This is a genomic window from Nonomuraea ferruginea (assembly GCF_039540635.1).
In the GTDB taxonomy this organism is placed as follows: Bacteria; Actinomycetota; Actinomycetes; order Streptosporangiales; family Streptosporangiaceae; genus Nonomuraea; species Nonomuraea ferruginea.
On record NZ_BAABFD010000026.1, the window covers coordinates 60,303 to 83,183 of the forward strand.

The following is a 22,881-nucleotide window of genomic DNA, read 5'->3' on the forward strand; positions in this document are numbered from 1 at the left end:
TCAGGCCGTGGACGGCGGCACCGGTTACCGGGGAGCCGGGGCGGACCACTCGACCAGCGGCGGGCGGACCGCGGCGCACAACGGGTGACCCCGGGCATCGGTCAGCCCCAGCCGCGCCACCAGCAGCCCGTGGCCCACCGCGGCGTCCAGCACGTCAGGGGGGACGCCGTCGAACAGCAGCTTCGCCCGCCGGAACATCGAGAACCTCCCGGCGTCGTCGGCCGACATCCAGGACAGGTAGACGAACCGGCCGCCCGGCCCGCCCTGGACGAACGGGCCCCGGAGATCCCAGCCGGACTCCCCGCGGGTCGCGGCCACTTCCAGCTCCCAGACGGCTGAAGGGGCGTCCGCGGGGAACGTGCCCGTCAACTCGCCGGGGCGCGCCCGCCGTTGCACGCCGACGTGGATGTCGCGGACCCCGGGAAGCCCGCATTCGAGCCCTGGCAGATCGGACGCCTCGATACGGAGCAGCATGCCGGCATCATGCCCCGGCCCTACGACAGAACCGGCCCGCGCCGGCATCAGCCCTGGCACGCGGGGCAACCTCCGCTCGCGGGCGGCGCGGAGTAACCCTCGGGCAGCAGGAAGGCCAGGATGCGATGGCCTTCCCCGGCGCGTACCGGAGCGAGCGTGGTGATGGTCAGCTGGACGTGACGGTCGTCGGCGCCCGTGTGACCCGGCTCGCGGAAGAGCATCGGCCTGGACGGGCCCTGCACGAGCAGCTCGGTGCCCCCGGCCCAGAGGCGTTCGGCGTCGGGGCTCCGCTCGCGCAGGTCGTCCACCACGGCCATCAGCTCGTGGCCGCGCCGCGACCGCATCGCCCGTCCGCGGACCAGCGACATCAGCGCCGTCGCCTCGCGCTCCCACTCGACCATGACGTGCTTGGAGTGCTCGTGCAGGAAGAACCAGTGGAGGATCGTCCGCTCGCCCTCGGGCATGGCGGTGAAGTCGCAGATCCACCGGGCGAACGCGGAGTTCTGGCTCTGGACGTTCCACAACCCGTCGGTCACGTACGCGGGGTGCGGTTCGAGAGCGCTCACCAGGCGGTGCAGGGCCGGGTCGGGCTCGACGGCGCCGTCAGGCTCGGGAGGAGGGGTGCCGTTCGCGAGGTACCACAGGATGCTGCGCTCGTCCTGACCGAGCTGGAGCGCCGACGCGATGGCTTCGAGCAGCTCGGAGGTGGGGCGGTGTTCGGCGCCCTGCTCCAGCGCGCTGATGGTGCGGATGGAGTATCCCGTGAGGTAGGCCAGGTCCTCCTGGGTGAGGGAGTCACGGCGGCGGGAACGTCGCGGGGGAAGGCCCACCTGGCTCAGGGTGATCCTGGCGCGGCGCTCGCGCAGGAACTGGCCGAGGAGCTCGCGGCTCTCGTGCAAGCGCTCCCCCCTTGCCGCGTCAAGCAGGAAATGGCGTTGCCGGTAACGGTATCGCCGGTAACGGCGTCCCGGGAACTCAGTTTGCCCTGGTGCCTCGGCGACCCCGTGATCACCATGGTCGACATGACAATCATTGAGGCAAAAGCGCGGAGCCGCCCGCTGCTGCTCACCGCCGGGATGCTCGCGGCGCCGATCTGGATCCTGCTCGCCGCGGCCCAGGCGGCCAGCCGAACGGGCTTCGACCTGACCCGGCACCCGATCAGCATGCTCTCGCTGGGCGACCTCGGCTGGATCCAGGTCTCCAGCTTCCTGGTGACCGGTGTGATGACCCTGTGCGGTGCGGCGGGGATGCGCCGCGCCGGCTTGGGCGGCGTGTGGGGGCCTCGCCTGCTCGGTCTCCAGGGGCTCGGTTTGATCGTGGCGGGCGTCTTCCCTGCCGATCCGGGCTTCGCGTTTCCTCCTGGTACGCCCGACGTGCCGGGGACGATGAGCTCGGTCGGAGCCGTGCATCTGGCGGGGGCCTGCGTCTCGTTCATCGCGATGATCACGTGCTGTTTCGTGCTGAGCCGGCGGTTCGGCGGCACGTCCTGGGCCGTGGCGGGCCGCGCCGGCGGCGTGCTGCTCGCGGTCGGCCTGTGCTGGGGGATGAGCGGCGCGCCGGGCGGGCCGCTCGCCATGTTCGCCGGCGTCGTCGCCGCGTGGGCCTGGATCGCGGTGACCATGTCCAAACTGGAGAAGGCCGTACGGGCCTGACAAGTCGTCATACGAGAGGGAGAGTCATATGTCGTTCCAGGCTTATCTGGACAACATCGAGACGAAGACCGGGCTGACGCCCCGCGAGTTCGTCGAGCTCGCGAAGGAACGCGGGTTCGACGACCCGTCCGTGAAGGCCGGCCACGATCGTCGAGTGGCTCAAGCAGGACCACGGGCTGGGCCGCGGGCACGCGATGGCGCTGGTACACGTGATCAAGAAGGGCCCGGCGATCGACGCCAAGCATGTCGGCAGCACCGGAACTCACCGGGACGAGTCCGACACCCTGTGGCTGGACGGAAAGGACAACCGGCCCTGATCCAGCCGGCGGCTCACCCATCGGTGGCCGCTAGGCGTGTCCCGTTCGAAAACCGGTGACCGGTGGTTACCGTAATGGTGCGCTGATGTCACTGGTCCGCGGCCGGGCGATGCGGTCGCCGCGCGGCCACGAGCTGACGGCCGTGGTGGACGACCTCCGCGATCGCAGATCGGACGCCGAACGCATCTGGGCGGGCGGCACCGATCTGCTCGTCCAGGGCCGTCCAGGCCGATGCTCTTCCGCGAGCCCGGCCACACCGACCCCCGCCGGCCGGACGACGAGGACCATCACGTCCGGTTGACCATCACCACGCTCGCTCCGGTGCCGGCTGTCTGACCCGGGGCCCGGGGTTCACGGGGCGACCAGCAGAGCCGACAGTCTGCGCAGGCCGCGGGAGGTGCGGGCCTTCACGGTGCCGAGCGGCACCCGCAGCCGTTCGGCGATCTCGCGCTGGCTCAGGTCGCCGAAGTAGGCCAGCTCGATCGCCTGCCGCTGGGCGTGCGACAGCTCGGCCAGCGCCCTGCTGAGCCGGTCGCGGTCCGCGAGGTCGTCGACCTCGGAGCGTCCTCGTCCTGGCGGGTCGCCGACCTCCTCCAGCGGCACCGTGACGGGCCTGCGTCCGCGCAGGTGGTCGACGGCGCGGCGGTGGGCGATGGCGAAGATCCAGGCCGCCAGGCTCCTGGACGGGTCGTACCTCTCGCGCGAGCGCCAGACGTCGGCGAAGACGACCTGCACCAGGTCCTCCACGTCCTGGGCGGGCACGTACCGGCGCAGGTAGGAGCGCACGGCGGGGCCGTGCGCGCGATAACACCCGCTGAGCGATTCCTCGTCACTGATCCGCATGTCCCTGCCCCTCACCCCAAAAACCTATTCAAAACTTATTCATAGCTGGGCATAGGGGGATGCCACAAGGTCCTCCGGTGAAAGGGCTGCTCAGGCGAGCGTGGCCGTGATGCGCGCGACGGCCTCGGGCAGCGTCGACACCCGGACGACGCCCGGGGGCGGCTCGCCCTGCCAGCCGAGCCCGCCGATGACGATCCGGCACGCCGGACGGAGCCTCGGCAGGGCCGCGAGCGGGGCGGTGTCACCGGTGATCGCCTGCTGCGACCAGACGAACACGACCACCGGGCCGAGCCTCCGCATCGCGTGGGCCAGCGCCGCGTAGGGGGTGCGCGCGCCGAGGACGCGGGTCTGCACGCCCACCTCGCCGAGCGCGGCGGCCAGAGCGTGCACCGGCAGGCTGTGCTGCTCGTCCTCGGCGCAGGCCAGCAGCACCGGACGGCCCTCGTGCGGCGGGACGTCGCGGGCACGGCGCTGCAGCGCCGCCTGGACCCGGTCGGACAGCAGGTGCTCGACGTCGATGCCGGCGCCGGTGTCGTCCTGGCGGCGGCAGATGGCGTCGAAGACGGGGAGCAGGAGCCGCTCCCACGTCCACACCACGCCGTGCCGGGCCAGCGTCTCCTCGACCAGGCCGGAGACCTGGTGGCTGTCGAGCACGAGCGCGGCCCGGGCCAGCGCGGCCGTTGGCGGCCGCCGCAGACCGGCCTCAGAAACGCCGGTCGGGGGTGCGCCGGTCGCGGGGGTGCCGGTCGGGGGTGCGCCGGTTTCCGGGGCGTCGGCGGGGGTCTCCTCCGTGGGCTCCGGCGTCGCGGCGGGAGGCGGGGGCGGCAGCGCCAGGGCGAGCCTCGCGGCCTCCGCCGGCGCCAGGCCGGTGGCGATCAAACGCTTCATCTCGGTCAGCCGCCGCAGGTCGGCGGCGTCGTACCGGCGGTGGCCGCCGGGGGTGCGGCGGCTGGGCCCCAGGCCGTAGCGGAGGTTCCAGGTGCGCAGTGTGGGGGCGGGCACGCCCAGCCGCCGGGAGGCGGCTCCGATGCCGTAGCCCGCGTCCTCCACGTTGTCCGGTGTCTCCTCGACCATGGTCTTCCCGCTGACGTTCGACGTGTCCGACCATCTTTTCGCGGTTCCGGAGCCGCTCGGACGCATGACCAGGCGTGTCCCCCGCGGAAACCCGGTACGCGCTGGTTACCGTGATAGTGCGATTCGAGCTCGCGTGCAACCGGGTCGGGCCCCTCCTGCGAAGACTTCCCATAGCGACAGAAGGGGCTGCGTACATGGACACGGTGATCGCGCGAACCACCCGCGTGCGCGAGCAGGTCGACCGGCGGCTGGCGCGGCTGCTGGACCACCAGGTCCGCCGGCTCGGCTTCCTCGCCCCGGCGGAGGTCGGTCTGGTGCGCGAGTACCTGACGGCGTTCGTCCTCGGCGGCGGGAAGAGGCTGCGGCCCGCGTTCGTCTACTGGGGCTACCGGGCGGCCGGCGGCGAGCGGCTGGAGTCGGTGCTGCCCGCGGCCTGCGCCGTGGAGCTGGTGCACGCGGCGGCGCTGCTGCTGGACGACGTGATGGACGAGGCCGGCTCGCGGCGTGGCCGACCGGCGGCGCACGTCGCGCTGGCCGAGCTGCACCGGCGGTCCGGCTGGCGGGGCGACGCCGACCGGTTCGGCGAGTCGGCGGCGACCCTGCTCGCGCTGCTCGCGCTGAGCTGGGCCGACGCCGCGCTGCTGGATACGGGGCCGCACCTGGGCCCCTCGCTCGACGTCCTCACCCGGCTGCGGGTGGAGGCGATCGGCGGCCAGTATCTCGACCTGGCCTGTACGGCCGGGGCCCGGACGGGTGACGAGCCGTCGCGGGTGATCTCGCTCTACAAGTCGGGCAAGTACACCGTCGAGCGGCCCCTGCACCTCGGTCACGCCGTCGCGGACGGCTGTCCCGAGACGCGCCGCACGCTGAGCGCGTACGCCATCCCCCTGGGCGAGGCGTTCCAGCTCAGGGACGACGTCAACGGCGTGTTCGCCGACCCGGCGCGCACCGGCAAGCCCTCGGGAGCGGACCTGCTCCAGGGCAAGGCGACCTACCTGCTCGCCTACGCCCGGCGCGAGACGGGCAGCGCGCTCCTGGACGACATCACCGACCAGCGGGGGGTGGCGGCGGCGCGCGAGCTGATCGTGGAGTGCGGAGCGCTGGACGCGGCGGAGCGGCGCATCGCCACGCTGGTCGACGAGGCGGTCACAGCGCTGGACCGGCCGCCCGGCATCCCGCACGAAGCCAGGACGGCGCTGGTGGACCTGGCCGCCCAGTGCACGGAAAGGACCTTCTGATGAGCCCCGTGGTCGTCGTCGGCGCGGGCCTGGGCGGGCTGTCGGCCGCCATCCACCTGGCCGCGGCCGGTCGCGAGGTCACCGTGGTCGAGGCCCTCGGCGAGCCCGGCGGCTGCTGCGGAACGACCCGCCTCGGGGCGTACCGCTTCGACACCGGTCCGTCCGTGCTCACCATGCCGGGCGTGCTCGCGGAGGTCTTCGGGGCGGCCGGGCAGGAGCTGCGGCACTGGCTGCCGCTGCGCCGGCTGGATCCCTCGTACCGGATGGTCTTCGACGACGGGTCGCGGCTGGACGTGCGGGCGGAGCGGGAGGCGATGGCGGAGCAGGTCCGCGCGGTGTGCGGGCCGGCGGAGGCGGCCCGCTACGAGCGCTACCGGAGCCTGCTCGACGAACTGTTCCGCGTCGAGTGGCCCGCGTTCATCGACGCGGACATGACCCGGCTGCGCGCCCTGGCCCGGCCGGCCGCGCTGCTGCGGCTGGCCCGGCTGGGCGGGTTCCGCCGGCTGGACCGCCTGGCGGCCCGCCACCTGACGGACCCTCGGCTGATCAAGGCGCACACGTTCCAGTCCCTGTACGTGGGGCTGTCGCCGCAGCGCGCGCTGGGCATCTACGCCGTCATCGCGCACATGGACACGGTCGGCGGCGTGTACTTCCCTCGGCACGGCGGCATGCACGCCATCCCGGCGGCCATGGCGGCGTTGCTGGAGAAGCTGGGCGCGGACCTCCGCTACGGCGCGCCCGCCGACCGGGTCGAGACGGACGGCGACGGTGTCACCGGCGTGCTGCTGCGGGACGGCGAGCGGCTGGCGGCCCGGCACGTGGTCGTCGCCTGCGACCGGCTGGCGGCTCGGCGGCTGCTGCCTTCCCGCGCGGGCGACTGGCGGCTGCGCCGTCCGCGCCACTCCCCGTCGTGCCTGGTGATGCACGTCGGCCTGGACCGCCCGCCGACCGGCCAGGCGCACCACACGCTGCACTTCGGCCGGGACTGGAACGAGACGTTCACCGCTCTGGAGGCGGGCCGGCCGCAGCCCGACCCGAGCCTGCTGGTCACCTGCCCGGCGCCGGACGGGCACGCCACCCTCAGCGTCCTGGAACCCGCGCCCAACCTGCGGCACACCGACTGGGACCGGCTGCGCCCCCGGCTGGAGTCCCGGCTGCTCGACCGCATGGCGCGACTCGGCTACGGCGACCTGTCGGGCGCGCCCCGGCTGGTGCTGGACCCGCCCGCCTGGGCGGCGCGCGGCCACACCGCGGGCACCCCGTTCGCGCTGGACCACCGCTTCACCCAGACGGCGTGGCTGCGCCCCTCCGCCGTGGCCCGGCGGGTGCCGGGGCTGCACTTCGCCGGCATGTACACCGCGCCCGGAGTCGGGGTGCCGCCCGTGCTGATCTCCGGCCGGCTCGCCGCCGAACGCATCCTCAAGGAGACCCGTTGACGCTCACCGCCAGCTACGAACGCTGCCGGCGGCTCCACGCCCGCTACGGCCGCTCCTACTACCTGGCCACCCGGCTGCTGCCGCGATGGAAGCGGAGGCACGTGCACGCGCTGTACGGCTTCGCCCGGTACGCCGACGAGATCGTCGACTCGTTCACGATGACCGCCGACCGGGCCCGCGCGCTGGACGCCCTGACCGTCAAGGTCGAGGCCGGGCTCGCCGGGGCGAAGCAGGACGATCCGGTGCTGCCCGCGTTCCTGCACACCGTCCACTCCTTCGGCATCGGCCACGACGACATCGCGGTCTTCCTCGCGTCCATGCGCGCGGACCTGTCGGTGACCCGGTACGCGACCTACGACGACCTGCTCGGCTACATGGCCGGATCGGCCGCCGCCATCGGCACCATGATGCTGCCGGTGCTGGAGGCGACGCCCGGCCGCGAGGAGGCGGCCCGCGAGCCCGCCCGCCAGCTCGGCCTGGCGTTCCAGCTCACCAACTTCCTGCGCGACGTGCGCGAGGACTACGCCAGGGGCCGCGTCTACCTGCCGATGGAGGATCTGGACAAGTTCGGGGTGGACCCGGACGAGCTGGGCGCCCGCCGTACGGGGCCCGCCCTGCGGGACCTGCTCGCCTTCGAGGCGGGGCGCGCCCGCGACCACTACCGCGCCGCCGCCGGGGGGATCGGCCTGCTCGCCGCCTCCTCCCGGCCGTGCGTCCGCGCCGCCTACGCCCTGTACGGCGGCATCCTCGACGAGATCGAGCGCCGGGGCTTCGAGGTCCTGGCGGGCCGGGTACGGGTGCCGCGCCGGCGCAAGGCGGCCGTGTTCGCCCGCCACCTGCTGGCCTCCGCCGAGGCGAGCAGGGCCGAGCGCCGCGTCAGCGTGGAACTCCCATGACCGCCGGCCTTTCCATGACTCCGCCTGTTGTCCTGGACGCGATGGGTGGGGACCACGGGCCGGTGGCGACGGTCGCCGGGGCCGTGGCAGCGTGGCGGCGGCACGGGGTGCCCGTCGTCCTGGTCGGCGCGCGGGACCGGGTGGAGCGTGAGCTGCGCGGGCACGGCGCCGCCGGGGAGATCGCGGTGGTGCACGCCGAGGACACCGTGCCGATGGCCGAGCGCGGCGCCGCCGCGGCGACGCTGACGACGTCGAGCCTGGCCGTGGGCTGCGAGCTGATCAGCCGGGGCGAGGGCGGTGCGTTCGTGTCCGCCGGGTCGACCGGCGCGGTGGTCTCGTGCGCGGTGCGCGGCATCGGCCGGGCCGGCGGGGTGCTGCGGCCGGCCCTGGCCGTGGCTCTGCCCTCGCTGACGGGTGGAGCCAGCGTGCTGGTGGACGCGGGTGCGACCGCCGACCCCAGCCCGGCCATGATCGCCCAGTTCGCCCAGCTGGGGGCGGCCTACGCGCGGGCCGTGCTGGGCCGTGCCGACCCGGTGGTGGGGCTGCTGTCGATCGGGTCCGAGCCGGGCAAGGGCAACCGGCTGACGCGCCGGGCCGGGGACCTGCTCGCCGCCCTGCCGCTGCGTTTCCACGGCAACGTGGAGGGCCACGACGTGCTGGCGGGCACCGTCGACGTGATCGTCACCGACGGCTTCACCGGCAACATCGTGCTGAAGAACGTCGAGGGGTGCGTTCGCACGGCGCTGGCCATGGTCGCCCAGGCCGGCATCGCCTCCCCGGAACGGCTCGCCGAGATAGCCCGCCGCTACGACCCGGAGACCCACGGCGGCGCCGCCCTCCTGGGTCTGCGCGGCACGGTCGTCGTCGCCCACGGCTCCTCTCCGGCGGCCACGATCGCCCGCGCCTGTGTGGTGGCGCACGCGCTGTCATCGCAGGACCCGGCGGCCGGCATCGATGCCGTGGCGGTGGAGACGGCGCCATGACCGCCGTCGGCGTCCAAGCCGTAACGGTGGAGACATCGTCATGACGTCCTCAGCGCAGCGGATCGGCTCCGTCCCAGGTGCCCTCGCTGGCGTACGGGGTGAAGCGGGCGAACAGCTCCTCCGCGTACCAGTCGTCGGCCCGCACGCGCTCGATGACCCGCCGGTGCGCCTCGCCCCGGTAGGCGAAGGCGCGCACCGCCTCGCGGTCGCGCCAGAGCGAGAAGGTCGCCTGCCGGGCCAGCGGCCACTCGCCGATGCCGATCGAGGCCAGGCAGCCGTCCTGCCGCCGCAGCAACGCGTCGACCGGCGGCACCGACCGGTAGAACGCGACCAGGCGGCGAGGCCGGATCGACGCCCTCGTGAGCACCGCCACCGGCCCGCCACCCCGGCGCGCCGCGCCCGCCCCGAAGGCCCCCGGAGACTCGAAAAGTACCCCGGTCGCCTCGCCCCTAAGAGGCTTCCTTGGGGCGTCGCCAGGCACACCGGACCCCAGGAATCCACCCACACCCTGGACCCGCTCGGACCTGAGGGGCTCCCCCGGGATGTCGCCAGTAGCCCCGGACCTGTAAGACCCGCCCATACCCCGAACCCGCTCGGCCCTGTGGGAGTCCCCGGGGGTGTCGCCGGTGGGCGCCGTAGGCTTGGACGGCCCCCTGGGGGTTTCGCTGGGCTTGAGGGGCGGGGGCGGGGCGAAGGGGTCGCGGCCCGACCAGGCGCCGCGCGAGGCCATCGGGGACAGCCGCGCCTGCCAGTATTCGGACGCCTCAGCCCGCCAGCGGGCCGCGATCGGCGAGGCGCGCAGGAACTCGTCCAGATCGTCCTCGCCGCGCCAGACCGCGAACAGCGCCCACCGGCGCAGGTCGGCGCCGAGGGACATGGCCCGGCCGCGGCCGGTGCCGAGCAGCCGCCAGAACAGCAGCCCGCCGGTGCGCCGCAACAACGGCCGGTCGAAGGCCATGTGCCGCATCGCGCGGGCGCTGTCGTACCGGATGAGGTGGAACGACGCGATGGTTGAGGTGTTGGTGTCGGTCATGGCCGGCTACCTGCTCGGCTCGGTGCCGGTGGCGGTCCTGGTGGCGCGGGCGCACGGCGTGGACCCGCGCGACGTCGGCGACCGCAACCCCGGGTACTGGAACGTCAAGGAGCAGCTCGGCCTGCGGGCCGCCGTGCCGGTGTTCGCCGGTGACACGCTCAAGGGCTCGCTGGCCGCCCTCGTGGCGCTCCTGGTCAGCGGCGTCCACACCACCGCGCTCGGCGTCGTCACCGGGGCGAGCGCGCTGCCGGTGTACCTGGCGGTGGCGGCGGCCATGGCGGGGCACGCTTGGCCGGTCTTCGCCGGCTTCCGCGGCGGCCGTTCGATCCTGACCTTCGCGGGGGGCGTCGCGGTCATCTGTCCTCCGGCGTTCGTGCTGGCGGTGACGGCGCTGGTGGTCACCGCCGTGGCGCTGCGCTCGTTCGCGGTGGGGGCGCGCCTGGCGGTGTTCGGCGTGCCGGTGCTGCAACTGCTGTTCGCGCCCGTGGAGCTGGTGGCGGCCACCGGGGGGCTGATGTGCCTCATCGGGCTGCGCTTCGGCCAGGCCGCGCTCGCCGAGCGCCGCCGCTGACCTCCGGGTACGTACGACCGCGCCAGGTCCGTACGGGACGCAGCGTCGCCTGGGTGAGCCGGAACGCGGCGGCGGGGTCGAGCAGCGGCGACAGCAGCAGGCCCAGGCCGGGGGCGCGGTAGCTGCCGCGCAGCGCGCCTGTGAGCAGCAGCCGCGCCGCCAGCAGCGCCGTGTCCAGACGGGTGGGGCGGCCGGCCGCCAGTCGGAGCACCGGCAGCGCCCCGGTCAGCCAGATGACGGCCAGGTCGGCCGCCTGCCAGCCGGGGCCCGTGACGTCGCGCAGCGGGAGCGAGCGGCCCCACTCCCGCCACAGCTCGCCCACCGAGTCGTGCATGTCGACCTCCAGCAGGCCGCCCGCGTCCAGAAAGCCGACCCTCCAGCCCTGCCCCGCCAGGCGCCTGGCCAGCGCCACGTCGTCGGTCATCCGGTCGCGTACCAGCGCGAACCCGTCCGCTTCTGCCATCCGGGCGCGCCGGAAGGCCATGCACTGGCCGTTGGCGACGGCGCGGTGCGGCGGCGGCGGGCTCGCCGGGCCGACGGGCCCGAACCGGTAGACCAGCGTCGCCAGCATGGAGGCGTGCAGGGCCTGTTCGAGCACGCCGTCGCAGACGAACCGGGGGCCGGCGCTCACCAGGTCGTACCGCTCCAGCGTGGCCGCCAGCGCGCCGAACAGGCCGGGCCCCGGCCGGGCGTCGGCGTCCAGCGTGACCACGACCTCGCCGCCAGCCGCCGCCACCCCCTGGCGCAGCGCCCACTGCTTGCCCACCCACCCGCCGGGCAGTGGCTCGCCGGTGACGACCTTGGCCCCGGCCGCTGCCGCCACCTCGGCCGTACCGTCGCGGGAGCCGTCGTCGACCACGATCACCTCGGTGACGGCGGGGTCGGAGAGCGCGGCCCGCAGGCACGGCCCGATCCTGGCTTCCTCGTCGCGCGCCGGGATCACCACGGAGATCGTCACGCCCGCGTCCCGGCGCGGCCGGAGCGGCGGAAGCCGCCGCCGCCCCCGCGCGAGCCTGGCCAGCGCCACCCCGGCGGCGACCGCCTGTACGACCGTGAGCGACCTCATCGGGAACCACCTCGCACGTCGCTCGCCGTGGGCCGCCCGGTGCGGAAGTCCTGGGCCACCAGGTCGGCCACGATGCGGGCGCCCAGTGTCACCATGGGCAGCCCGCCACCCGGGTGCGCGGAGCCGCCGACCAGGTACAGGCCGCGCCGGGGGCCGCGGTTGCCGGGGCGCAGGAAGGCCGACAGCCTGCCCCGGTAGGCGCTGCCGTAGATGGCGCCGCCCCAAGCCCCGTAGCGGTCGCGCAGGTCCGCCGGGGTGAAGACGTCGGCGAAGCGCAACCGGCCCGCCAGGTCGTGGCCGCGCTCGGCCAGCCGCTCCAGCACCAGATCCCGGTACGCCGCCACGCTGATCGGCCACCGGCCGGGATCACGGGCGGGCACGTTGACCAGCATCGTCCAGTTCTCCGCGTCCGCCGGGGCCTGCGAGGGGTCGTCCACGGCCGAGCAGCCGACGTAGATCGTCGGGTCGAGCGGCGGGCTCCCCCGGTCGAAGACGTCGGCGAACTCCCGTTCGTAGTCGGCCGAGAACAGCACCGCATGGTGCGGCAGGCCGGGCGTGCGCCCCTCCACGCCGGCCAGCACCAGCAGCGCCGACGACGAGCGCCCCAGCCGGGCGATCCTGCGCAGCCGCCCACGGTCGGGCAGCAGGCGGCCGTACAGCGCGGCGGCGTCGGTGTTGGCCACCACGACGTCCGACCGGACCCTCTCCCCGCTCGCCAGCCGGACCCCCGTGACGGCGGAGCCACCGGCCTCGACCGCCGCGACCGGCTCGGACAGGAACACCTGCACCCCCGCCGCCTTCAGCAGCAGGCCCAGGTCGTCGGCCAGCCGGGCCAGGCCGCCCGGCGCGTACCAGACGCCCTGCCCGTGCTCCAGCGCGGGGACGCACCCCAGCGCGGCGGGCGCGCGGTACGGGTTGGACCCGGCGTAGGTGGCGTAGCGGCCGACGTACTGCCGCAGCCTGGCGTCACGGAAGTAGCGGCGGGCCAGCCCGTCGAGGGTGCGCGCGGGCGCCACGGCCAGCAGGTCGGACAGCCGGGCCTCACCGGGGCGCCGGATCAGCGGCCCGGCGAACACGGTCCGGTCCGCCGCCTCCAGGGCGCCCCTGGCCCAGCCGTGGAAGGCCCGCCAGGCCCGCCCCTCGCCGGGGGCCAGCCGCTCCACCTCCGCGGCCATGCGCCCGGGGTCGCGCCGGGCGTCCAGCACCGTGCCGTCGGCGAACCGGTACCGGCACAGCGGGTCAGGTTCGATCAGCTCGCGGTCCAGGCCCAGCTCGCGGAAGAGGCCGGGCATGGTCAGCAGCGACGGCCCCAGGGAGAAGGCGAACCCGTCACGGCGATGCTCGGCCAGCTTGCCGCCCAGCCGGGGCAGCTGCTCGTACAGCCGGACCTCGTGCCCCCGCCGGGCCAGCAGCAGCGCGCACGCCATGCCGCCCACGCCGCCGCCGACCACCGTCACCTCTGCCATGACCGCCTCCAGGCCGGCGCGGCGAACGCGCCCATCGTGATCCCGCCGGCCGCCGCCACCAGCGGGTCGGTCGGGTCGAACACCGCGGCGAAGGCGATCGTCTCCATGACCGCCATGACCGTGTAGACCGCGAGCAGCCCTCGCCCCGGCGCGGCGTCGCCGGCGACGCGCCCGACGACCAGCATGACCAGGGCCGACACCAGCAGCCAGCCGGCGAAGTTGCTCAACGGGATGCCCCGGTAGAAGCCGTCGTCCGCCGCCCACGTCCACAGGCCGAGTCGGACCATCTGCGGGTCGAGGAACAGGTCCCACGCCGTCAGCGCGGCCGCGCCCGCGCAGACGCGCGCCCAGCCGCCGAAGAGGGTGGCGGCGACCGCGTACGCGGCGAGCCCCATGCCGCCCCACGCCATCGCCACCACGACGGGCACGCCGCCCACCTGGGGCCACAGCACGTCGCTGTAGGCGTACTCGCCGAACGGGAACCCGGTCAGCACCCCGACCACCTCGGCCGCGTACCCGGTCAGCACGGCCGCCCCGAACGCGGCCAGCGCCCGGCGCGTCCCCCACGCGCCGGCGGCGAAGGCGACGGCGGACGCGGCGAGCAGCGCCACGATCAGCCCGGTGAACCGTTCCGGCCGCGCGGCCAGCCCGGACGCCACCTGGAGGCCGACCATGGCCAGCAGGGACAGGACTCCCAGGGCGCGGGCCGGCCCGAGGGCCACGCGCCCCGCCTGTTCGCTTCTCGTCTGTTCCACACACTGTCTTTCGAAGCCGTCGCGATCACGGATGCACGTGCCCGATGGCGTCCCAAACGAGCGCCATGGCGGTCCGAGCATCGGGACAAGATTTCCCCGCGCCGCTGTGACCAGGTCCGACGCCGGCCTGCGGGTGGCGTGCGGCGACCCGTTGTGGGCAGCTGTGGGGCATGGTTGAGGACCAGTGCCTGGGCAGGCCGCGGGTGGCGGTGTCGAGCTGCCTGCTCGGCGCGCGCGTACGGCACAACGGCAACCACAGCCGCGCCCGCTACCTCACCGACGAGCTGGCGCCGTTCGTGGACTGGGTGCCGATCTGCCCGGAGATGGAGATCGGCCTCGGCACGCCCCGCGAGTCGCTGCGGCTCGAACGCTCCCCCAGTGGCCCCCGGCTCATGACCAGGAACACCGGCCGTGACCTCACGCCCGCCATGACCGGGCTGGCCGCCGAGCGGTCCGCCGGGCTGGACGTCGACGGGTACGTGTTCAAGGCGAAGAGCCCGAGCTGCGGCATCCACGGCATCCCGCTCTACGACGGGGAGACGATGGTGACCCGGCAGAACCGGGGCCTGTTCGCCGACGCGGTGATCGAGAGCCATCCCCTGCTGCCCGTGGAGGACGAGGGCCGGCTCCGCGACGCCGTCCTGCGGGAGGCGTTCACCGAGCGGATCTTCGCCCATGCGCGCCTGCGCGAGCTGCTGCGGAGCGACTGGCGGCCGCGCGACCTGGTGGCCTTCCAGTCCCGGCACAAGATGCAGCTGCTCGCGCACTCCACCGAGGGCTACCGCGAGACCGGCCGCCTGGTCGCGGAGGCGGGCACGCGCCCGCGCGAGGAGCTCGCCGGCGCGTACGGTACCGCGTTCTGCACCGCGATGGCGGTCAAGGCGTCGGTCGGGCGCAACGTCAACGTCCTGCAGCACTGCCTCGGCATGCTCGGTGACGAGCTCGACCCGGTCCGCCGGGCCGACCTGGCCGAGGTCATCGCCTCCTACCAGGAGCGCCGGGTGGCGCTCAGCGTGCCGCTCGCCCTGCTGCGCCACCACGCCCGCGGCGAAGCCGCCACCTACGTCCAGAACCAGACATACTTCCTCCCGTATCCGGACGAGCTGGGCCTGCGCAACCATGTCGTGTGACGTGCGCGGGCCCGGGTATGCGCAGGTCATGGCCGATAAACGGAAGAAGGACCCGTCGGTGGGCGACGAGGTCACCTGGCGCAGCCACGGTTCCACCGCCCACGGCAAGGTCGAGAAGAAGATCACCAAACGGGAGAAGGAGGCCGGCCGTACCGTGGCCGCCTCGCCCGACGAGCCCCAGTACGTGGTGCGCAGCGAGAAGAGCGGCAAGAAGGCCGTGCACAAGCCGTCGGCCCTGCGCAAGGACAAGGGCTCCTGATGACCGGGGAGGAGGAGCGGGCGATCGCGGCCGAGTTCGGCAAGGCGGTGAACATGACCGCCGGAGAGCTGAAGCGCTGGCTCGACACGGACGAGTCCAAGGCGGTCGGGCAGAAGGACGGCGGCGGCGAGTCCACCGGCCACGAGTCCGGCCGCAGGATCGTCGAACTGCTCCACAAGAAGGAGTCGGCTCTCACCGAGCAGGACTACGCGCACATGCGCAAGGTGATCGGCTACGTGCACCGCCACCTGGCGCAGCGGCCGTCCGGCGACGTCCGGGAGACCAGATGGCGTTACTCGCTGATGAACTGGGGCCACGACCCCCTCAAGTGACCGCGGTCCCGCGTCCGGGATGACACCTGTCACGGCCCTTCGATGACCGCGGTCTCTACCTCGGCACCGCCCCGTCCGGCGAAGATCTGACCATGACGAACGACAAGAAGACCTCCCCCGACTGGACGCTCGGCATGGCCTGCGGGCTGGCCATCGGCATGGGCCTCGGCGTCACCCTGCACGACCTCCTTCTGGGGATCTCGCTGTCCCTCTGCTTGGGGGTCGCCCTCGCGTACGCGCTTGCGCCGCGCGAGGCGGACACCGCGGACGCCGAGTAGCCCTCCTCTGACGGCTTGACAGCTGATCCAGAGCACCGGCTACTCTCTCATATATGAACAGCTCTTCAAGTGACAGTGTGTTGACCATCGACGGGTGCAGCGTCAAGGTGGTCGACGGTGACCGGGTGGCCGCCGTGCGCGAGCGGATGCCCGCCCCCGAGGACGTGGTCGACACCGCCGACGTCTTCGGCCTGCTGTCGGACCCCAACCGGCTGCGGCTGCTGGTCGCGTTGCTGGACGGAGAGCTGTGCGTGTGCGACCTCGCGGCGGTGACCGGGCAGAGCGAGTCGGCCGTCTCCCACGCCCTGCGGCTGCTGCGCGCGCACCGCATCGTGGCCGCCCGGCGGTCCGGCCGGATGGCGTACTACCGGCTTGAGGACCCGCACGTGCGGATGCTGCTGGACCTGGCGCTGGAGCACACCGGACACACCGAGGCGATCCACCCAGAGCGCGGCGGGGACCACTGATGGGCACCGGGCACGGGCACGGCCACGCGGGCGGCCGGCACCGCTGGCGGCTGGCGGTCTCCTTCGCCCTGATCGGCGCGTTCTTCGTGGTGGAGCTCGTCTACGGTCTCCTCTCCGGCTCGCTGGCGCTGCTGTCGGACGCCGGCCACATGGCCGCCGACGTGGTCACCCTCGGCGCGGCGCTGATCGCCACGCGGATCGCCACCCGGCCCGACACCACCGGCCGGCGCAGCTACGGCTCCTACCGCGCCGAGGTGTTCGCCTCGCTGCTGGCCGTGGTGCTGATGATCGTCGTGTCGGTGTACGTGGTGGCCGAGGCGATCGGCCGCATCGGCCACCACGTGGAGGTCTCCTCCGGCCCGATGCTGGTCGTCGGCGCGCTCGGCCTGGCCGTCAACCTGGTCGCCCTGATGCTGCTGCGTTCCGGCGCCGCCGAGAGCCTGAACGTCAAGGGCGCCTACCTGGAGGTCGTGGCCGACACCGCCGGCTCCGTCGGCGTCATCGTCGCCGGCTGGCTGGTCGCGACCACCGGCCGGCCCATCTGGGACACCGTCATCGCCCTGGCCATCGGCGTCTTCGTCGCCGCCCGGGCGATCTCGCTCGGCCGCCAGGTCTTCGCCGTGCTGGGCCAGCACGTCCCCGAAGGCATCGACGCCGGCGCCGTGGCCCAGGACCTGTCCGCCATCGACGGCGTCCGCGACGTGCACGACCTGCACCTGTGGACGCTGACGTCCGGCATGAACGTCGCCACCGCCCACCTGGTCACCGCCGACCAGAGCGACAACCACGCGGTGCTGGACCAGGCGCGCGACCTGCTGCTCCAGCGGCACGGCGTGGCGCACGCCACCTTGCAGGTCGAGCCCGCCGACCACAGCGGCTGCGACGAACTCGGCTGGTGACCCGAGCCCGGGGGCGGACGCGGCGCCGATCGAACTTCTTCGCCCGGGGTGCGTATCTCGGTATGGAAGAGCTCTGCCTACACCCCCGGGGACCGCACCATGAAGACTTTCGTCGGCAAGCCGCTCGGCGCCGCGTGCGCCGTGGTTCTCGGCACGCTCCTCACCGCGTGCTCGACGCCGGCCGCGGGGGAGCCCGCGGCCGCGCATCACGCCCACGCGGCTCCACCGGCCGCCGCCGCCAAGCCGGCGACCGCGGCGAGCATCGACCAGATCGGCGCCGCGCTCGGCTGCCCCAGCCCCGACGTGCAGATCGACGCCGACGAGCTACGGCAGGCCGTCTGCCGGACGTCCGCGGCCCACTCCGTCCTGATCACCTTCACCACGGGCAAGGGCCAGCGCGACTGGCTGGACGCCGCCCAGCCGTACGGCGGCACCTACCTGGTGGGCGAGCGCTGGGTGGTCGTCTCCGACCCGGCGGTGCTGGAAGGCCTGCGCACGAAGCTCGGCGGCGACATCGAGTCGACGCAGCACCACTGACCAGGACCGCGACACCCGGCTGAGAGGATGGGCACATGGCCCCGGTCCTCCGTCTGATCCGCGCGGCCGCCTTCGCGGCGGTCTGCGTCGTGGTCTCGGCCTGCGGCCACCTGTTCGCCGGCGGCGGCGCGATATCGGGGTCCGCGCTGGTGATCAGCCTGATCGCGTCCTTCGCCCTCGCCCTCGCCTGCAACAGGCGCGAGCGTACGCGGGAAGCCGTGCTCACCGCGACCGTGCTCGCCCAGCTCGTCCTGCACCAGACGTTCGCGCAGGTCGCGCCCGGCGGCGTCACCTCCACGGACCACGGCCACACGAACGCCGGCATGGCGCTGGTCCACCTGACCCTCGCGCTGGTCAGCGGCTGGTGGCTGCACCAGGGCGAGAGCGTCGTGTGGACGATGCTGCGGCTGTGGGGGGTCGCCCCGCTGCGGCTGCTGCTCCTGGTGCTCGCCTCGCCCGTACGGGCTCCCCGGTGCGTGCGGCCGGTTCGGTCCGCCGGCCGGAGCGGTCCCCGGCGCTCCCTGGAGTTCACGGCGGCGGTGCACCGGCGCGGCCCGCCCGCGCTCGCCCGCGCCGGCTGACGTACGCGTCCCCCGGCGCCCCGTGGTCATCAGGTGCGCGCGTCGTCACAGCCGCGCGCCCGCTCGGCATACCCGGCTGAGGGCCGGGCCTGTACCTACGGAGTTGCACGATGGCGATCGCGCCGCGTTCCATCCTGGCCGCGCTGATATGCGGCCTGCTTGTGGTGTTCTGTTCTCCCGCCGCCCTGGCTCACGACTCGTTGAAGGCGAGCTCGCCGGCCAAGGACGCCACCGTCACCTCGCTCGACGAGATCGAGCTGGAGTTCACCTCCCGCGTCCGCATGCCCTTCGTGGCCCTGCGCGACGCCGGGGACCGGCAGATGGACCTCGGAGAACCGCAGGTCGAGGGGAAGTTCGTCCGGACCGAGGTGCCCGAGCCGCTGCCGGCCGGGAAGTACGTCATCGCCTGGCGGGTGGTGTCGTCCGACGGCCACCCGATCGAGGGCGAGATCCCCTTCACGGCCGAGGGCGAGCCCTCACCGGAGCCGTCCACGCCGACCCCGGCCGCCGAGCGGAGCACGCCGCCGAGCGTCCCCGCCGAGACCACCGCGCCCGCGGCGCCGGAGAGTTCCGCCGTCGCCGCGGCCGAGGCGGGCGACGGGATCCCCGGCTGGATCTGGGTGGCCGCCGCGGCGCTCGCGCTGGTGGGTGTCGGCCTCTGGCTGGCGGGTTCCAGGGCGAAGCGGCCGGAGTGAACGGGCGGACGCCGGGGTTCTTGCGGCCCCGGCGCCGGTCCGTCGGAACACCGACCTCCTTCAGGACGGTGACCATGTGACCGGGCTGACAGAGGTGGTCATGCCGTTGAGTACGAGCCTGAGCATGGGGGCGACGGTGCCGCCGAAACCGGCCCGCGCCTGCGCCGCTCCCGCGGATCGGGGGTCCATGCCCTGGTGGGAGCGGTAGTTGGCGAAGCTGACCACGCGGAGATCCGGCAGCACCAGCCAGGCGTAGGCCTGGTCGGGTGCGACGGAGGGGTTCTGGATCACGAGTCCGGAGCTGTTCAGCGGTTCGTACGGGCCGGTCAGGCTGGGCGCGGCGAAGCCGTACAGCCCCGTGGGCGCACAGTCGGCCGGGTGGAACGAATGGCGGTGGGTGGAGAAGAAGAGGTAGTACCAGGAGTCGTGCACGATGACGTGCGGTCGCTCCAGCTCGTGGTTGACGCCTTCGGCGACGAGCAGGGGCGGAAGCAGGGACCAGGCGCCGTCCCGTGACTCGGCCAGGGCGATCGCACCGGTGAAGCCGTCCTCCCAGGCGGTGGACGCGGCGACGAGCAGGTAGTCGCGCCCGTCGGCCGGGTCGCGGAACCAGCCGGGATCGCGGAAGGCTCTGATGCGGCCCGGCGCCCCGTCGGACTCGTCGGCCGGCAGATACGTCAGGCCGTCGGAGCGCAGGACCTCACGGTGCTCGGCGTCTCGTCGCGGCAGGACCCCGCCGCGGTCCGCGACCAGGGCGGGGCGGGTCTCGACGACGCTCTGCCGGTAGGTCGGGCGTGCTTCGCCCCGCCGTCCGGCGGCCGTGTAGAACACGGACACGGTGCCGTCGGGCCGGCGGACCGCCGACCCCGACCATTCACGGCTGCCGGGCGAGGCGCCGTCAGCGAAGGCGTTCCCCAGGTCCTCCCACGCGTCGCCGCTCTTGCCGAGCAGGCGGATCCGGGCCTGGTCATGGCGCTCTTCGGGATGACCGAGGGCGGGAGCCGACAGGGCCATCCACAGTTCCCGGCCGCCGATCACGCTCGGTGAGCCGTCCTCCTCCTGAATCGGCCACAGGTCCCACAGATCGAGGTCCGGCAGGATCCTCGGCAGGGCCGGGGGATCGATGACGGGAGCCGTGGCCGTGCCGGTCTCGGTGAGCTGATCGAGGTGCCGGCGGGTCCATGGGGCGCCTGACCGTCCTCGGGAGTGCATGGATGATCTCTTCTTTCACTGGTCGGATGTGCTCTGCCGGTCACGCGAAGCAGCGCATGGCGAGTTCGACGGCGCCCGTGATTCCCGCGTGGTCGCCGAGCGAAGGGCTGACCACGTACTCGTCCATGGCGGCCCGATCGGTCAGCGCCGAGATCGCGGGGTAGCCGGCGGCGAGGTCGAACGCGCGTGCCCTCGTTCGTCCCATCAGCCCGGCGCGCTTGGTAACGCCACCCCCGACGATGATCCGCTCGGGTGACAGCGCGTAGGTCAGGTTCATGACGGCGTGGGCCACGTATTCGGCCTCGAGCTCCCACGCCGCCGGGTCGTCCAGGTCCTCGGCGCGCTGTCCCCACCGCCGGCGCATCGCCTCGCCGGAGGCGAGGCCTTCCAGGCAGTCCCCGTGAAAGGGGCAACTGCCCGCGAACGGGTCCCTGGTCCGATCGTGCGGGATGCGGACGTGGCCGAACTCCGGATGCAGCAGACCGTGCAGCGGCCGGCCGTTCACCACCGCTCCCACGCCGATGCCGGTGCCCACGGTCATGTAGGCGACCGTTCCCAGCCCTCGTCCCGCTCCGCGCCGCCACTCGCCCAGCGCGGCGGCGTTCACGTCGGTGTCGAGGCCGACGGGAACGCGCAGCGCGGCGCGCAGCGGGGAGACGACGTCGGTGCCGGACCACCCGGGCTTGGGCGTGGCGGTGATGTGGCCGTACGTCGGTGAGCCCGTCCGCAGATCGACAGGGCCGAAGCTGCCCACGCCGACCGCGGCGAGCGTCCGGTGCTCCCGGAAGAACCGCACGGCCGCGGTGATGGTCGTCTCCGGTGTGGTCGTCGGTATCACGCGGGTCGCGAGCACCTTCCCGTCGGCGTCGGCGATCGCGCACACCCACTTCGTCCCGCCCGCCTCGATCCCGCCGTAGAGCGGCGGCGCGCTCATCGCCGTCATCCTTTCAACGAGCCCTGCAGCAGGGCCTTGACGAAGTGACGCTGGAAGATGAGGAAGATCACCAGCGTGGGGGTCAGGATCAGCAGTGATCCGGCGCAGAGCAGCGGGATGTCGGTGCCCCACTGGCCCTGGAAAGCGCCCAGCGCGCCGGCCATCGTCCGTTTGGCAGGGTCGTCGACCAGGACGATGGCCAGCAGGAACTGGTTCCAGGTCCACAGGAACAGCAGGATGCCCAGGGACGAGATCGCCGGCATGGCCAGGGGGACGTGAATGCGGCGGAACAGCTGCCAGGTAGTGGCGCCGTCCATCCGGGCGCTCTCGGACATCTCCCCGGGCATGTTCACGAAGTGGGCGCGCATCCAGAAGACGCTGAACGGCATGAACAGGCCGATGAGCGGCAGGATGATGGCCCACCGCGTGTTGAGGAGTCCCATGTCGCGGATCTGGTAGTACAACGGCGTGATGATGCCCTCGAACGGGAGGGTCAGACCGAGCACGAACAGCAGGAAGATCACTCGTCCGCCGATCACGCGCAGGTGGCCGATGGCGAAGCCGGCCATCGTGCCCAGCAGGATCGAGATCGGGACCACACCCAGCACGATGAGCCCGCTCGACTTCAGCAGTTCGCCCATGTTGGCCGCCTCGAAGGCCCGCACGAAGTTGCCCCACTGCGGGTCGTCCGGCCAGGCCAGTCCGGCCGGATAGGTGCGCGAGGGGTGCAGGGCGGTGACGAACAGGCTGAGGAACGGCAGAAGCGTGACCGCCATCATGAGGATGAGCAGGAACCTGCCGGTCCACGCCTCCCGCCACGCGATGCTCATCGGTCGCCGTCCTTCGCGAACCACTGGATGGGAAGGGCGCAGGCGATCACGAGGACCATGAGCACCACGGCCAGGGCCGAGGCCATGCCCACCTCGCGTTCGGAGAAGGCGAGATAGAAGATCTGCAGGCCGGGCACCATGGTCGTGTTGCCGGGCCCGCCCTGGGTGGAGATGTAGATGATGTCGAAGCTGGCCAGCGCCGCGATCACGGTCACGGTGACGCAGACCGCGATCTCCTGGCGAAGGCTCGGGACCGTGATGGAGACGAACTCCCGCCACGGCCCGGCGCCGTCGAGCCGGGCCGCCTCGTACAACGCGGGATCGATCTTGCTCATGCCGGCCAGGAGCAGCAGCGTGCACAGGCCCAGCAGGACCCACGCGCCGATCATGCCGACCGCGGGCAGGGCGGTGGCGAAGTCACCCAGCCAGGCCCGCGTCACCCCGCCGAGGCCGATGAGCGAGAGCAACTGGTTGATCACTCCGGTGGAGGCCAGCAGCCAGCTCCACGCGATGCCGGCGGCCACCAGCGGGATGACCTGCGGCAGGAAGAGCACGGTCCGGGCCACGACGGCAAGCCTGCTCTGGGCGATGCGCCTGATCGTCGCGGCGATCGCCAGGCCCAGCACGACGGGGATCGCACTGAAGAACACGATCAGCTGGAAGGCGTTGACGAGCGAGTCGAACAGGTCGGGATCAGTGAAGACCTTGCCGTAGTTGGCCAGCCCCACCCAGGTGGAGGCGCCGATGCCGTTCCAGTCGTACAGGGAGTACTGGAATGTCAGGCTGATCGGGCGCAGCACGAACACCGCGTAGAAGGCGAGCGCCGGGGCGACGAACAGCCAGCCGACCAGGCCGCGCGTGCCGCCCAGCATGGTCACGACCGGCCGCCGGCGCGCGGCTCGGGCGCCGGCACGGCTGCTCAT

28 protein-coding genes and 1 pseudogene are annotated in these 22,881 nt (G+C 73.3%); 17 read left to right on the plus strand and 12 right to left on the minus strand.

The window, feature by feature from the left end; genetic code table 11:
• Positions 1 to 24: 24 nt before the first annotated feature.
• Together ABD999_RS37635 and ABD999_RS37640 are read right to left on the minus strand one after the other, a co-directional pair.
• On the minus strand, positions 25 to 474 hold the full coding sequence (locus ABD999_RS37635) for a DUF5990 family protein (RefSeq protein ID WP_271275519.1): 450 nt from the start codon (positions 472 to 474) through the stop codon (positions 25 to 27).
• A gap of 47 nt (positions 475 to 521) precedes the next feature.
• A complete protein-coding gene (locus ABD999_RS37640) occupies positions 522 to 1,373 on the minus strand; it encodes a helix-turn-helix domain-containing protein (protein ID WP_271275520.1) in 852 nt (283 codons plus the stop codon).
• A 123-nt stretch (positions 1,374 to 1,496) separates the two neighbouring features.
• On the opposite strand from ABD999_RS37640, the gene ABD999_RS37645 reads away from it, so the two are divergent.
• The 3 genes and pseudogenes from ABD999_RS37645 to ABD999_RS37655 all read left to right on the plus strand — a co-directional run bounded on the left by ABD999_RS37645 (position 1,497) and on the right by ABD999_RS37655 (position 2,744).
• Positions 1,497 to 2,126: a DUF998 domain-containing protein gene (locus ABD999_RS37645; RefSeq protein WP_271275521.1), complete on the plus strand. Its 630-nt coding sequence runs from the start codon at positions 1,497 to 1,499 to the stop codon at positions 2,124 to 2,126.
• Between the two features lie 28 nt (positions 2,127 to 2,154).
• Positions 2,155 to 2,443: pseudogene (locus tag ABD999_RS37650) on the plus strand (DUF4287 domain-containing protein).
• An 85-nt stretch (positions 2,444 to 2,528) separates the two neighbouring features.
• Complete coding sequence (locus ABD999_RS37655) at positions 2,529 to 2,744, plus strand: hypothetical protein (protein WP_271275523.1); 216 nt, start codon at positions 2,529 to 2,531, stop codon at positions 2,742 to 2,744.
• Between the two features lie 50 nt (positions 2,745 to 2,794).
• Here the strand turns inward: ABD999_RS37655 and ABD999_RS37660 are convergent, their stop codons facing one another.
• Both ABD999_RS37660 and ABD999_RS37665 read right to left on the minus strand, forming a co-directional pair.
• Positions 2,795 to 3,286 (minus strand): RNA polymerase sigma factor, encoded by a 492-nt coding sequence (locus ABD999_RS37660; protein WP_271275524.1) that lies wholly within the window; start codon positions 3,284 to 3,286, stop codon positions 2,795 to 2,797.
• A 90-nt stretch (positions 3,287 to 3,376) separates the two neighbouring features.
• On the minus strand, positions 3,377 to 4,360 hold the full coding sequence (locus ABD999_RS37665) for a MerR family transcriptional regulator (protein ID WP_271275525.1): 984 nt from the start codon (positions 4,358 to 4,360) through the stop codon (positions 3,377 to 3,379).
• Positions 4,361 to 4,554: 194 nt separating this feature from the next.
• Here ABD999_RS37665 and ABD999_RS37670 point away from each other — a divergent pair, with 194 nt between their 5' ends.
• Genes ABD999_RS37670 through ABD999_RS37685 form a run of 4 tightly spaced genes read left to right on the plus strand, consistent with a single transcriptional unit; the run spans position 4,555 to position 8,913 of the window.
• Positions 4,555 to 5,598 carry a polyprenyl synthetase family protein gene (locus ABD999_RS37670; RefSeq protein ID WP_271275526.1) on the plus strand — a complete coding sequence of 348 codons (1,044 nt, stop codon included), beginning with the start codon at positions 4,555 to 4,557 and terminating at the stop codon, positions 5,596 to 5,598.
• Positions 5,598 to 7,034 carry a phytoene desaturase family protein gene (locus tag ABD999_RS37675; protein WP_271275527.1) on the plus strand — a complete coding sequence of 479 codons (1,437 nt, stop codon included), beginning with the start codon at positions 5,598 to 5,600 and terminating at the stop codon, positions 7,032 to 7,034. The genes ABD999_RS37670 and ABD999_RS37675 overlap by 1 nt, the downstream gene beginning before the upstream one ends.
• Positions 7,031 to 7,930 (plus strand): phytoene/squalene synthase family protein, encoded by a 900-nt coding sequence (locus tag ABD999_RS37680; RefSeq protein WP_148035741.1) that lies wholly within the window; start codon positions 7,031 to 7,033, stop codon positions 7,928 to 7,930. The genes ABD999_RS37675 and ABD999_RS37680 overlap by 4 nt, the downstream gene beginning before the upstream one ends.
• Before the next feature lie 14 nt (positions 7,931 to 7,944).
• Entirely contained in the window at positions 7,945 to 8,913 is a 969-nt protein-coding gene (locus ABD999_RS37685) for a phosphate acyltransferase (protein WP_271275581.1), read from the plus strand.
• 49 nt (positions 8,914 to 8,962) lie between these two features.
• Here ABD999_RS37685 and ABD999_RS37690 read toward each other — a convergent pair whose 3' ends face one another.
• Positions 8,963 to 9,946: a hypothetical protein gene (locus tag ABD999_RS37690; RefSeq protein ID WP_271275528.1), complete on the minus strand. Its 984-nt coding sequence runs from the start codon at positions 9,944 to 9,946 to the stop codon at positions 8,963 to 8,965.
• Between ABD999_RS37690 and ABD999_RS37695 the strand changes: the two genes are divergently transcribed.
• The gene (locus tag ABD999_RS37695; RefSeq protein WP_271275529.1) at positions 9,921 to 10,517 is read left to right on the plus strand and encodes a glycerol-3-phosphate acyltransferase; all 597 of its coding nucleotides are present in this window, start codon (positions 9,921 to 9,923) and stop codon (positions 10,515 to 10,517) included. The genes ABD999_RS37690 and ABD999_RS37695 overlap by 26 nt on opposite strands.
• Here the strand turns inward: ABD999_RS37695 and ABD999_RS37700 are convergent.
• From ABD999_RS37700 to ABD999_RS37710, 3 genes are read right to left on the minus strand one after another with little or no spacing between them, the layout of a single operon-like run.
• A complete protein-coding gene (locus ABD999_RS37700; protein WP_271275530.1) occupies positions 10,468 to 11,583 on the minus strand; it encodes a glycosyltransferase family 2 protein in 1,116 nt (371 codons plus the stop codon). The two genes, ABD999_RS37695 and ABD999_RS37700, sit on opposite strands and share 50 nt — an antisense overlap.
• Positions 11,580 to 13,049, minus strand: coding sequence for a phytoene desaturase family protein (locus tag ABD999_RS37705; protein WP_271275531.1), 1,470 nt, complete (start codon positions 13,047 to 13,049; stop codon positions 11,580 to 11,582). The genes ABD999_RS37700 and ABD999_RS37705 overlap by 4 nt, the downstream gene beginning before the upstream one ends.
• A complete protein-coding gene (locus tag ABD999_RS37710) occupies positions 13,037 to 13,804 on the minus strand; it encodes a carotenoid biosynthesis protein (RefSeq protein WP_271275532.1) in 768 nt (255 codons plus the stop codon). The genes ABD999_RS37705 and ABD999_RS37710 overlap by 13 nt, the downstream gene beginning before the upstream one ends.
• Positions 13,805 to 13,974: 170 nt before the next feature.
• Here ABD999_RS37710 and ABD999_RS37715 point away from each other — a divergent pair, with 170 nt between their 5' ends.
• The 9 genes from ABD999_RS37715 (at position 13,975) to ABD999_RS37755 (ending at position 18,982) form a co-directional block, all read left to right on the plus strand.
• On the plus strand, positions 13,975 to 14,934 hold the full coding sequence (locus ABD999_RS37715; RefSeq protein ID WP_271275533.1) for a YbgA family protein: 960 nt from the start codon (positions 13,975 to 13,977) through the stop codon (positions 14,932 to 14,934).
• Between the two features lie 28 nt (positions 14,935 to 14,962).
• Positions 14,963 to 15,193: a hypervirulence associated TUDOR domain-containing protein gene (locus ABD999_RS37720; RefSeq protein WP_148035746.1), complete on the plus strand. Its 231-nt coding sequence runs from the start codon at positions 14,963 to 14,965 to the stop codon at positions 15,191 to 15,193.
• Complete coding sequence (locus ABD999_RS37725; protein WP_148035747.1) at positions 15,193 to 15,525, plus strand: DUF3140 domain-containing protein; 333 nt, start codon at positions 15,193 to 15,195, stop codon at positions 15,523 to 15,525. The genes ABD999_RS37720 and ABD999_RS37725 overlap by 1 nt, the downstream gene beginning before the upstream one ends.
• A 92-nt stretch (positions 15,526 to 15,617) precedes the next feature.
• Positions 15,618 to 15,803, plus strand: a complete 186-nt coding sequence (locus ABD999_RS37730) for a hypothetical protein (protein ID WP_148035748.1) — start codon at positions 15,618 to 15,620, stop codon at positions 15,801 to 15,803.
• 77 nt (positions 15,804 to 15,880) lie between these two features.
• Positions 15,881 to 16,270: an ArsR/SmtB family transcription factor gene (locus ABD999_RS37735; protein ID WP_271275534.1), complete on the plus strand. Its 390-nt coding sequence runs from the start codon at positions 15,881 to 15,883 to the stop codon at positions 16,268 to 16,270.
• Positions 16,270 to 17,169, plus strand: coding sequence for a cation diffusion facilitator family transporter (locus tag ABD999_RS37740; protein WP_271275535.1), 900 nt, complete (start codon positions 16,270 to 16,272; stop codon positions 17,167 to 17,169). The genes ABD999_RS37735 and ABD999_RS37740 overlap by 1 nt, the downstream gene beginning before the upstream one ends.
• 99 nt (positions 17,170 to 17,268) lie before the next feature.
• Complete coding sequence (locus tag ABD999_RS37745) at positions 17,269 to 17,706, plus strand: hypothetical protein (RefSeq protein WP_271275536.1); 438 nt, start codon at positions 17,269 to 17,271, stop codon at positions 17,704 to 17,706.
• A gap of 35 nt (positions 17,707 to 17,741) precedes the next feature.
• On the plus strand, positions 17,742 to 18,287 hold the full coding sequence (locus tag ABD999_RS37750; RefSeq protein WP_271275537.1) for a hypothetical protein: 546 nt from the start codon (positions 17,742 to 17,744) through the stop codon (positions 18,285 to 18,287).
• Between the two features lie 110 nt (positions 18,288 to 18,397).
• Positions 18,398 to 18,982 carry a copper resistance CopC family protein gene (locus tag ABD999_RS37755; protein ID WP_271275538.1) on the plus strand — a complete coding sequence of 195 codons (585 nt, stop codon included), beginning with the start codon at positions 18,398 to 18,400 and terminating at the stop codon, positions 18,980 to 18,982.
• A gap of 60 nt (positions 18,983 to 19,042) precedes the next feature.
• Here ABD999_RS37755 and ABD999_RS37760 read toward each other — a convergent pair whose 3' ends face one another.
• Genes ABD999_RS37760 through ABD999_RS37775 form a run of 4 tightly spaced genes read right to left on the minus strand, consistent with a single transcriptional unit; the run spans position 19,043 to position 22,881 of the window.
• Positions 19,043 to 20,194, minus strand: coding sequence for a glycoside hydrolase family 68 protein (locus tag ABD999_RS37760; RefSeq protein ID WP_271275539.1), 1,152 nt, complete (start codon positions 20,192 to 20,194; stop codon positions 19,043 to 19,045).
• 40 nt (positions 20,195 to 20,234) lie between these two features.
• Complete coding sequence (locus ABD999_RS37765; RefSeq protein ID WP_271275540.1) at positions 20,235 to 21,128, minus strand: ROK family protein; 894 nt, start codon at positions 21,126 to 21,128, stop codon at positions 20,235 to 20,237.
• A 5-nt stretch (positions 21,129 to 21,133) separates the two neighbouring features.
• Entirely contained in the window at positions 21,134 to 21,958 is an 825-nt protein-coding gene (locus ABD999_RS37770; RefSeq protein ID WP_271275541.1) for a carbohydrate ABC transporter permease, read from the minus strand.
• Complete coding sequence (locus ABD999_RS37775; RefSeq protein WP_271275542.1) at positions 21,955 to 22,881, minus strand: carbohydrate ABC transporter permease; 927 nt, start codon at positions 22,879 to 22,881, stop codon at positions 21,955 to 21,957. The genes ABD999_RS37770 and ABD999_RS37775 overlap by 4 nt, the downstream gene beginning before the upstream one ends.

What these genes read in the sequence shown, in the direction of transcription:
- ABD999_RS37635 (WP_271275519.1), bottom strand. Translation starts at nt 474, where the DNA reads ATGCTGCTCCGTATCGAGGCGTCCGATCTGCCAGGGCTCGAATGCGGG.
- ABD999_RS37645 (WP_271275521.1), top strand. Translation starts at nt 1,497, where the DNA reads ATGACAATCATTGAGGCAAAAGCGCGGAGCCGCCCGCTGCTGCTCACC.
- ABD999_RS37655 (WP_271275523.1), top strand. Translation starts at nt 2,529, where the DNA reads ATGTCACTGGTCCGCGGCCGGGCGATGCGGTCGCCGCGCGGCCACGAG.
- ABD999_RS37660 (WP_271275524.1), bottom strand. Translation starts at nt 3,286, where the DNA reads ATGCGGATCAGTGACGAGGAATCGCTCAGCGGGTGTTATCGCGCGCAC.
- ABD999_RS37665 (WP_271275525.1), bottom strand. Translation starts at nt 4,360, where the DNA reads ATGGTCGAGGAGACACCGGACAACGTGGAGGACGCGGGCTACGGCATC.
- ABD999_RS37670 (WP_271275526.1), top strand. Translation starts at nt 4,555, where the DNA reads ATGGACACGGTGATCGCGCGAACCACCCGCGTGCGCGAGCAGGTCGAC.
- ABD999_RS37675 (WP_271275527.1), top strand. Translation starts at nt 5,598, where the DNA reads ATGAGCCCCGTGGTCGTCGTCGGCGCGGGCCTGGGCGGGCTGTCGGCC.
- ABD999_RS37685 (WP_271275581.1), top strand. Translation starts at nt 7,945, where the DNA reads ATGACTCCGCCTGTTGTCCTGGACGCGATGGGTGGGGACCACGGGCCG.
- ABD999_RS37695 (WP_271275529.1), top strand. Translation starts at nt 9,921, where the DNA reads ATGGTTGAGGTGTTGGTGTCGGTCATGGCCGGCTACCTGCTCGGCTCG.
- ABD999_RS37690 (WP_271275528.1), bottom strand. Translation starts at nt 9,946, where the DNA reads ATGACCGACACCAACACCTCAACCATCGCGTCGTTCCACCTCATCCGG.
- ABD999_RS37700 (WP_271275530.1), bottom strand. Translation starts at nt 11,583, where the DNA reads ATGAGGTCGCTCACGGTCGTACAGGCGGTCGCCGCCGGGGTGGCGCTG.
- ABD999_RS37705 (WP_271275531.1), bottom strand. Translation starts at nt 13,049, where the DNA reads ATGGCAGAGGTGACGGTGGTCGGCGGCGGCGTGGGCGGCATGGCGTGC.
- ABD999_RS37715 (WP_271275533.1), top strand. Translation starts at nt 13,975, where the DNA reads ATGGTTGAGGACCAGTGCCTGGGCAGGCCGCGGGTGGCGGTGTCGAGC.
- ABD999_RS37720 (WP_148035746.1), top strand. Translation starts at nt 14,963, where the DNA reads ATGGCCGATAAACGGAAGAAGGACCCGTCGGTGGGCGACGAGGTCACC.
- ABD999_RS37725 (WP_148035747.1), top strand. Translation starts at nt 15,193, where the DNA reads ATGACCGGGGAGGAGGAGCGGGCGATCGCGGCCGAGTTCGGCAAGGCG.
- ABD999_RS37730 (WP_148035748.1), top strand. Translation starts at nt 15,618, where the DNA reads ATGACGAACGACAAGAAGACCTCCCCCGACTGGACGCTCGGCATGGCC.
- ABD999_RS37740 (WP_271275535.1), top strand. Translation starts at nt 16,270, where the DNA reads ATGGGCACCGGGCACGGGCACGGCCACGCGGGCGGCCGGCACCGCTGG.
- ABD999_RS37745 (WP_271275536.1), top strand. Translation starts at nt 17,269, where the DNA reads ATGAAGACTTTCGTCGGCAAGCCGCTCGGCGCCGCGTGCGCCGTGGTT.
- ABD999_RS37750 (WP_271275537.1), top strand. Translation starts at nt 17,742, where the DNA reads ATGGCCCCGGTCCTCCGTCTGATCCGCGCGGCCGCCTTCGCGGCGGTC.
- ABD999_RS37755 (WP_271275538.1), top strand. Translation starts at nt 18,398, where the DNA reads ATGGCGATCGCGCCGCGTTCCATCCTGGCCGCGCTGATATGCGGCCTG.
- ABD999_RS37760 (WP_271275539.1), bottom strand. Translation starts at nt 20,194, where the DNA reads ATGCACTCCCGAGGACGGTCAGGCGCCCCATGGACCCGCCGGCACCTC.
- ABD999_RS37765 (WP_271275540.1), bottom strand. Translation starts at nt 21,128, where the DNA reads ATGAGCGCGCCGCCGCTCTACGGCGGGATCGAGGCGGGCGGGACGAAG.
- ABD999_RS37770 (WP_271275541.1), bottom strand. Translation starts at nt 21,958, where the DNA reads ATGAGCATCGCGTGGCGGGAGGCGTGGACCGGCAGGTTCCTGCTCATC.
- ABD999_RS37775 (WP_271275542.1), bottom strand. Translation starts at nt 22,881, where the DNA reads ATGAGCAGCCGTGCCGGCGCCCGAGCCGCGCGCCGGCGGCCGGTCGTG.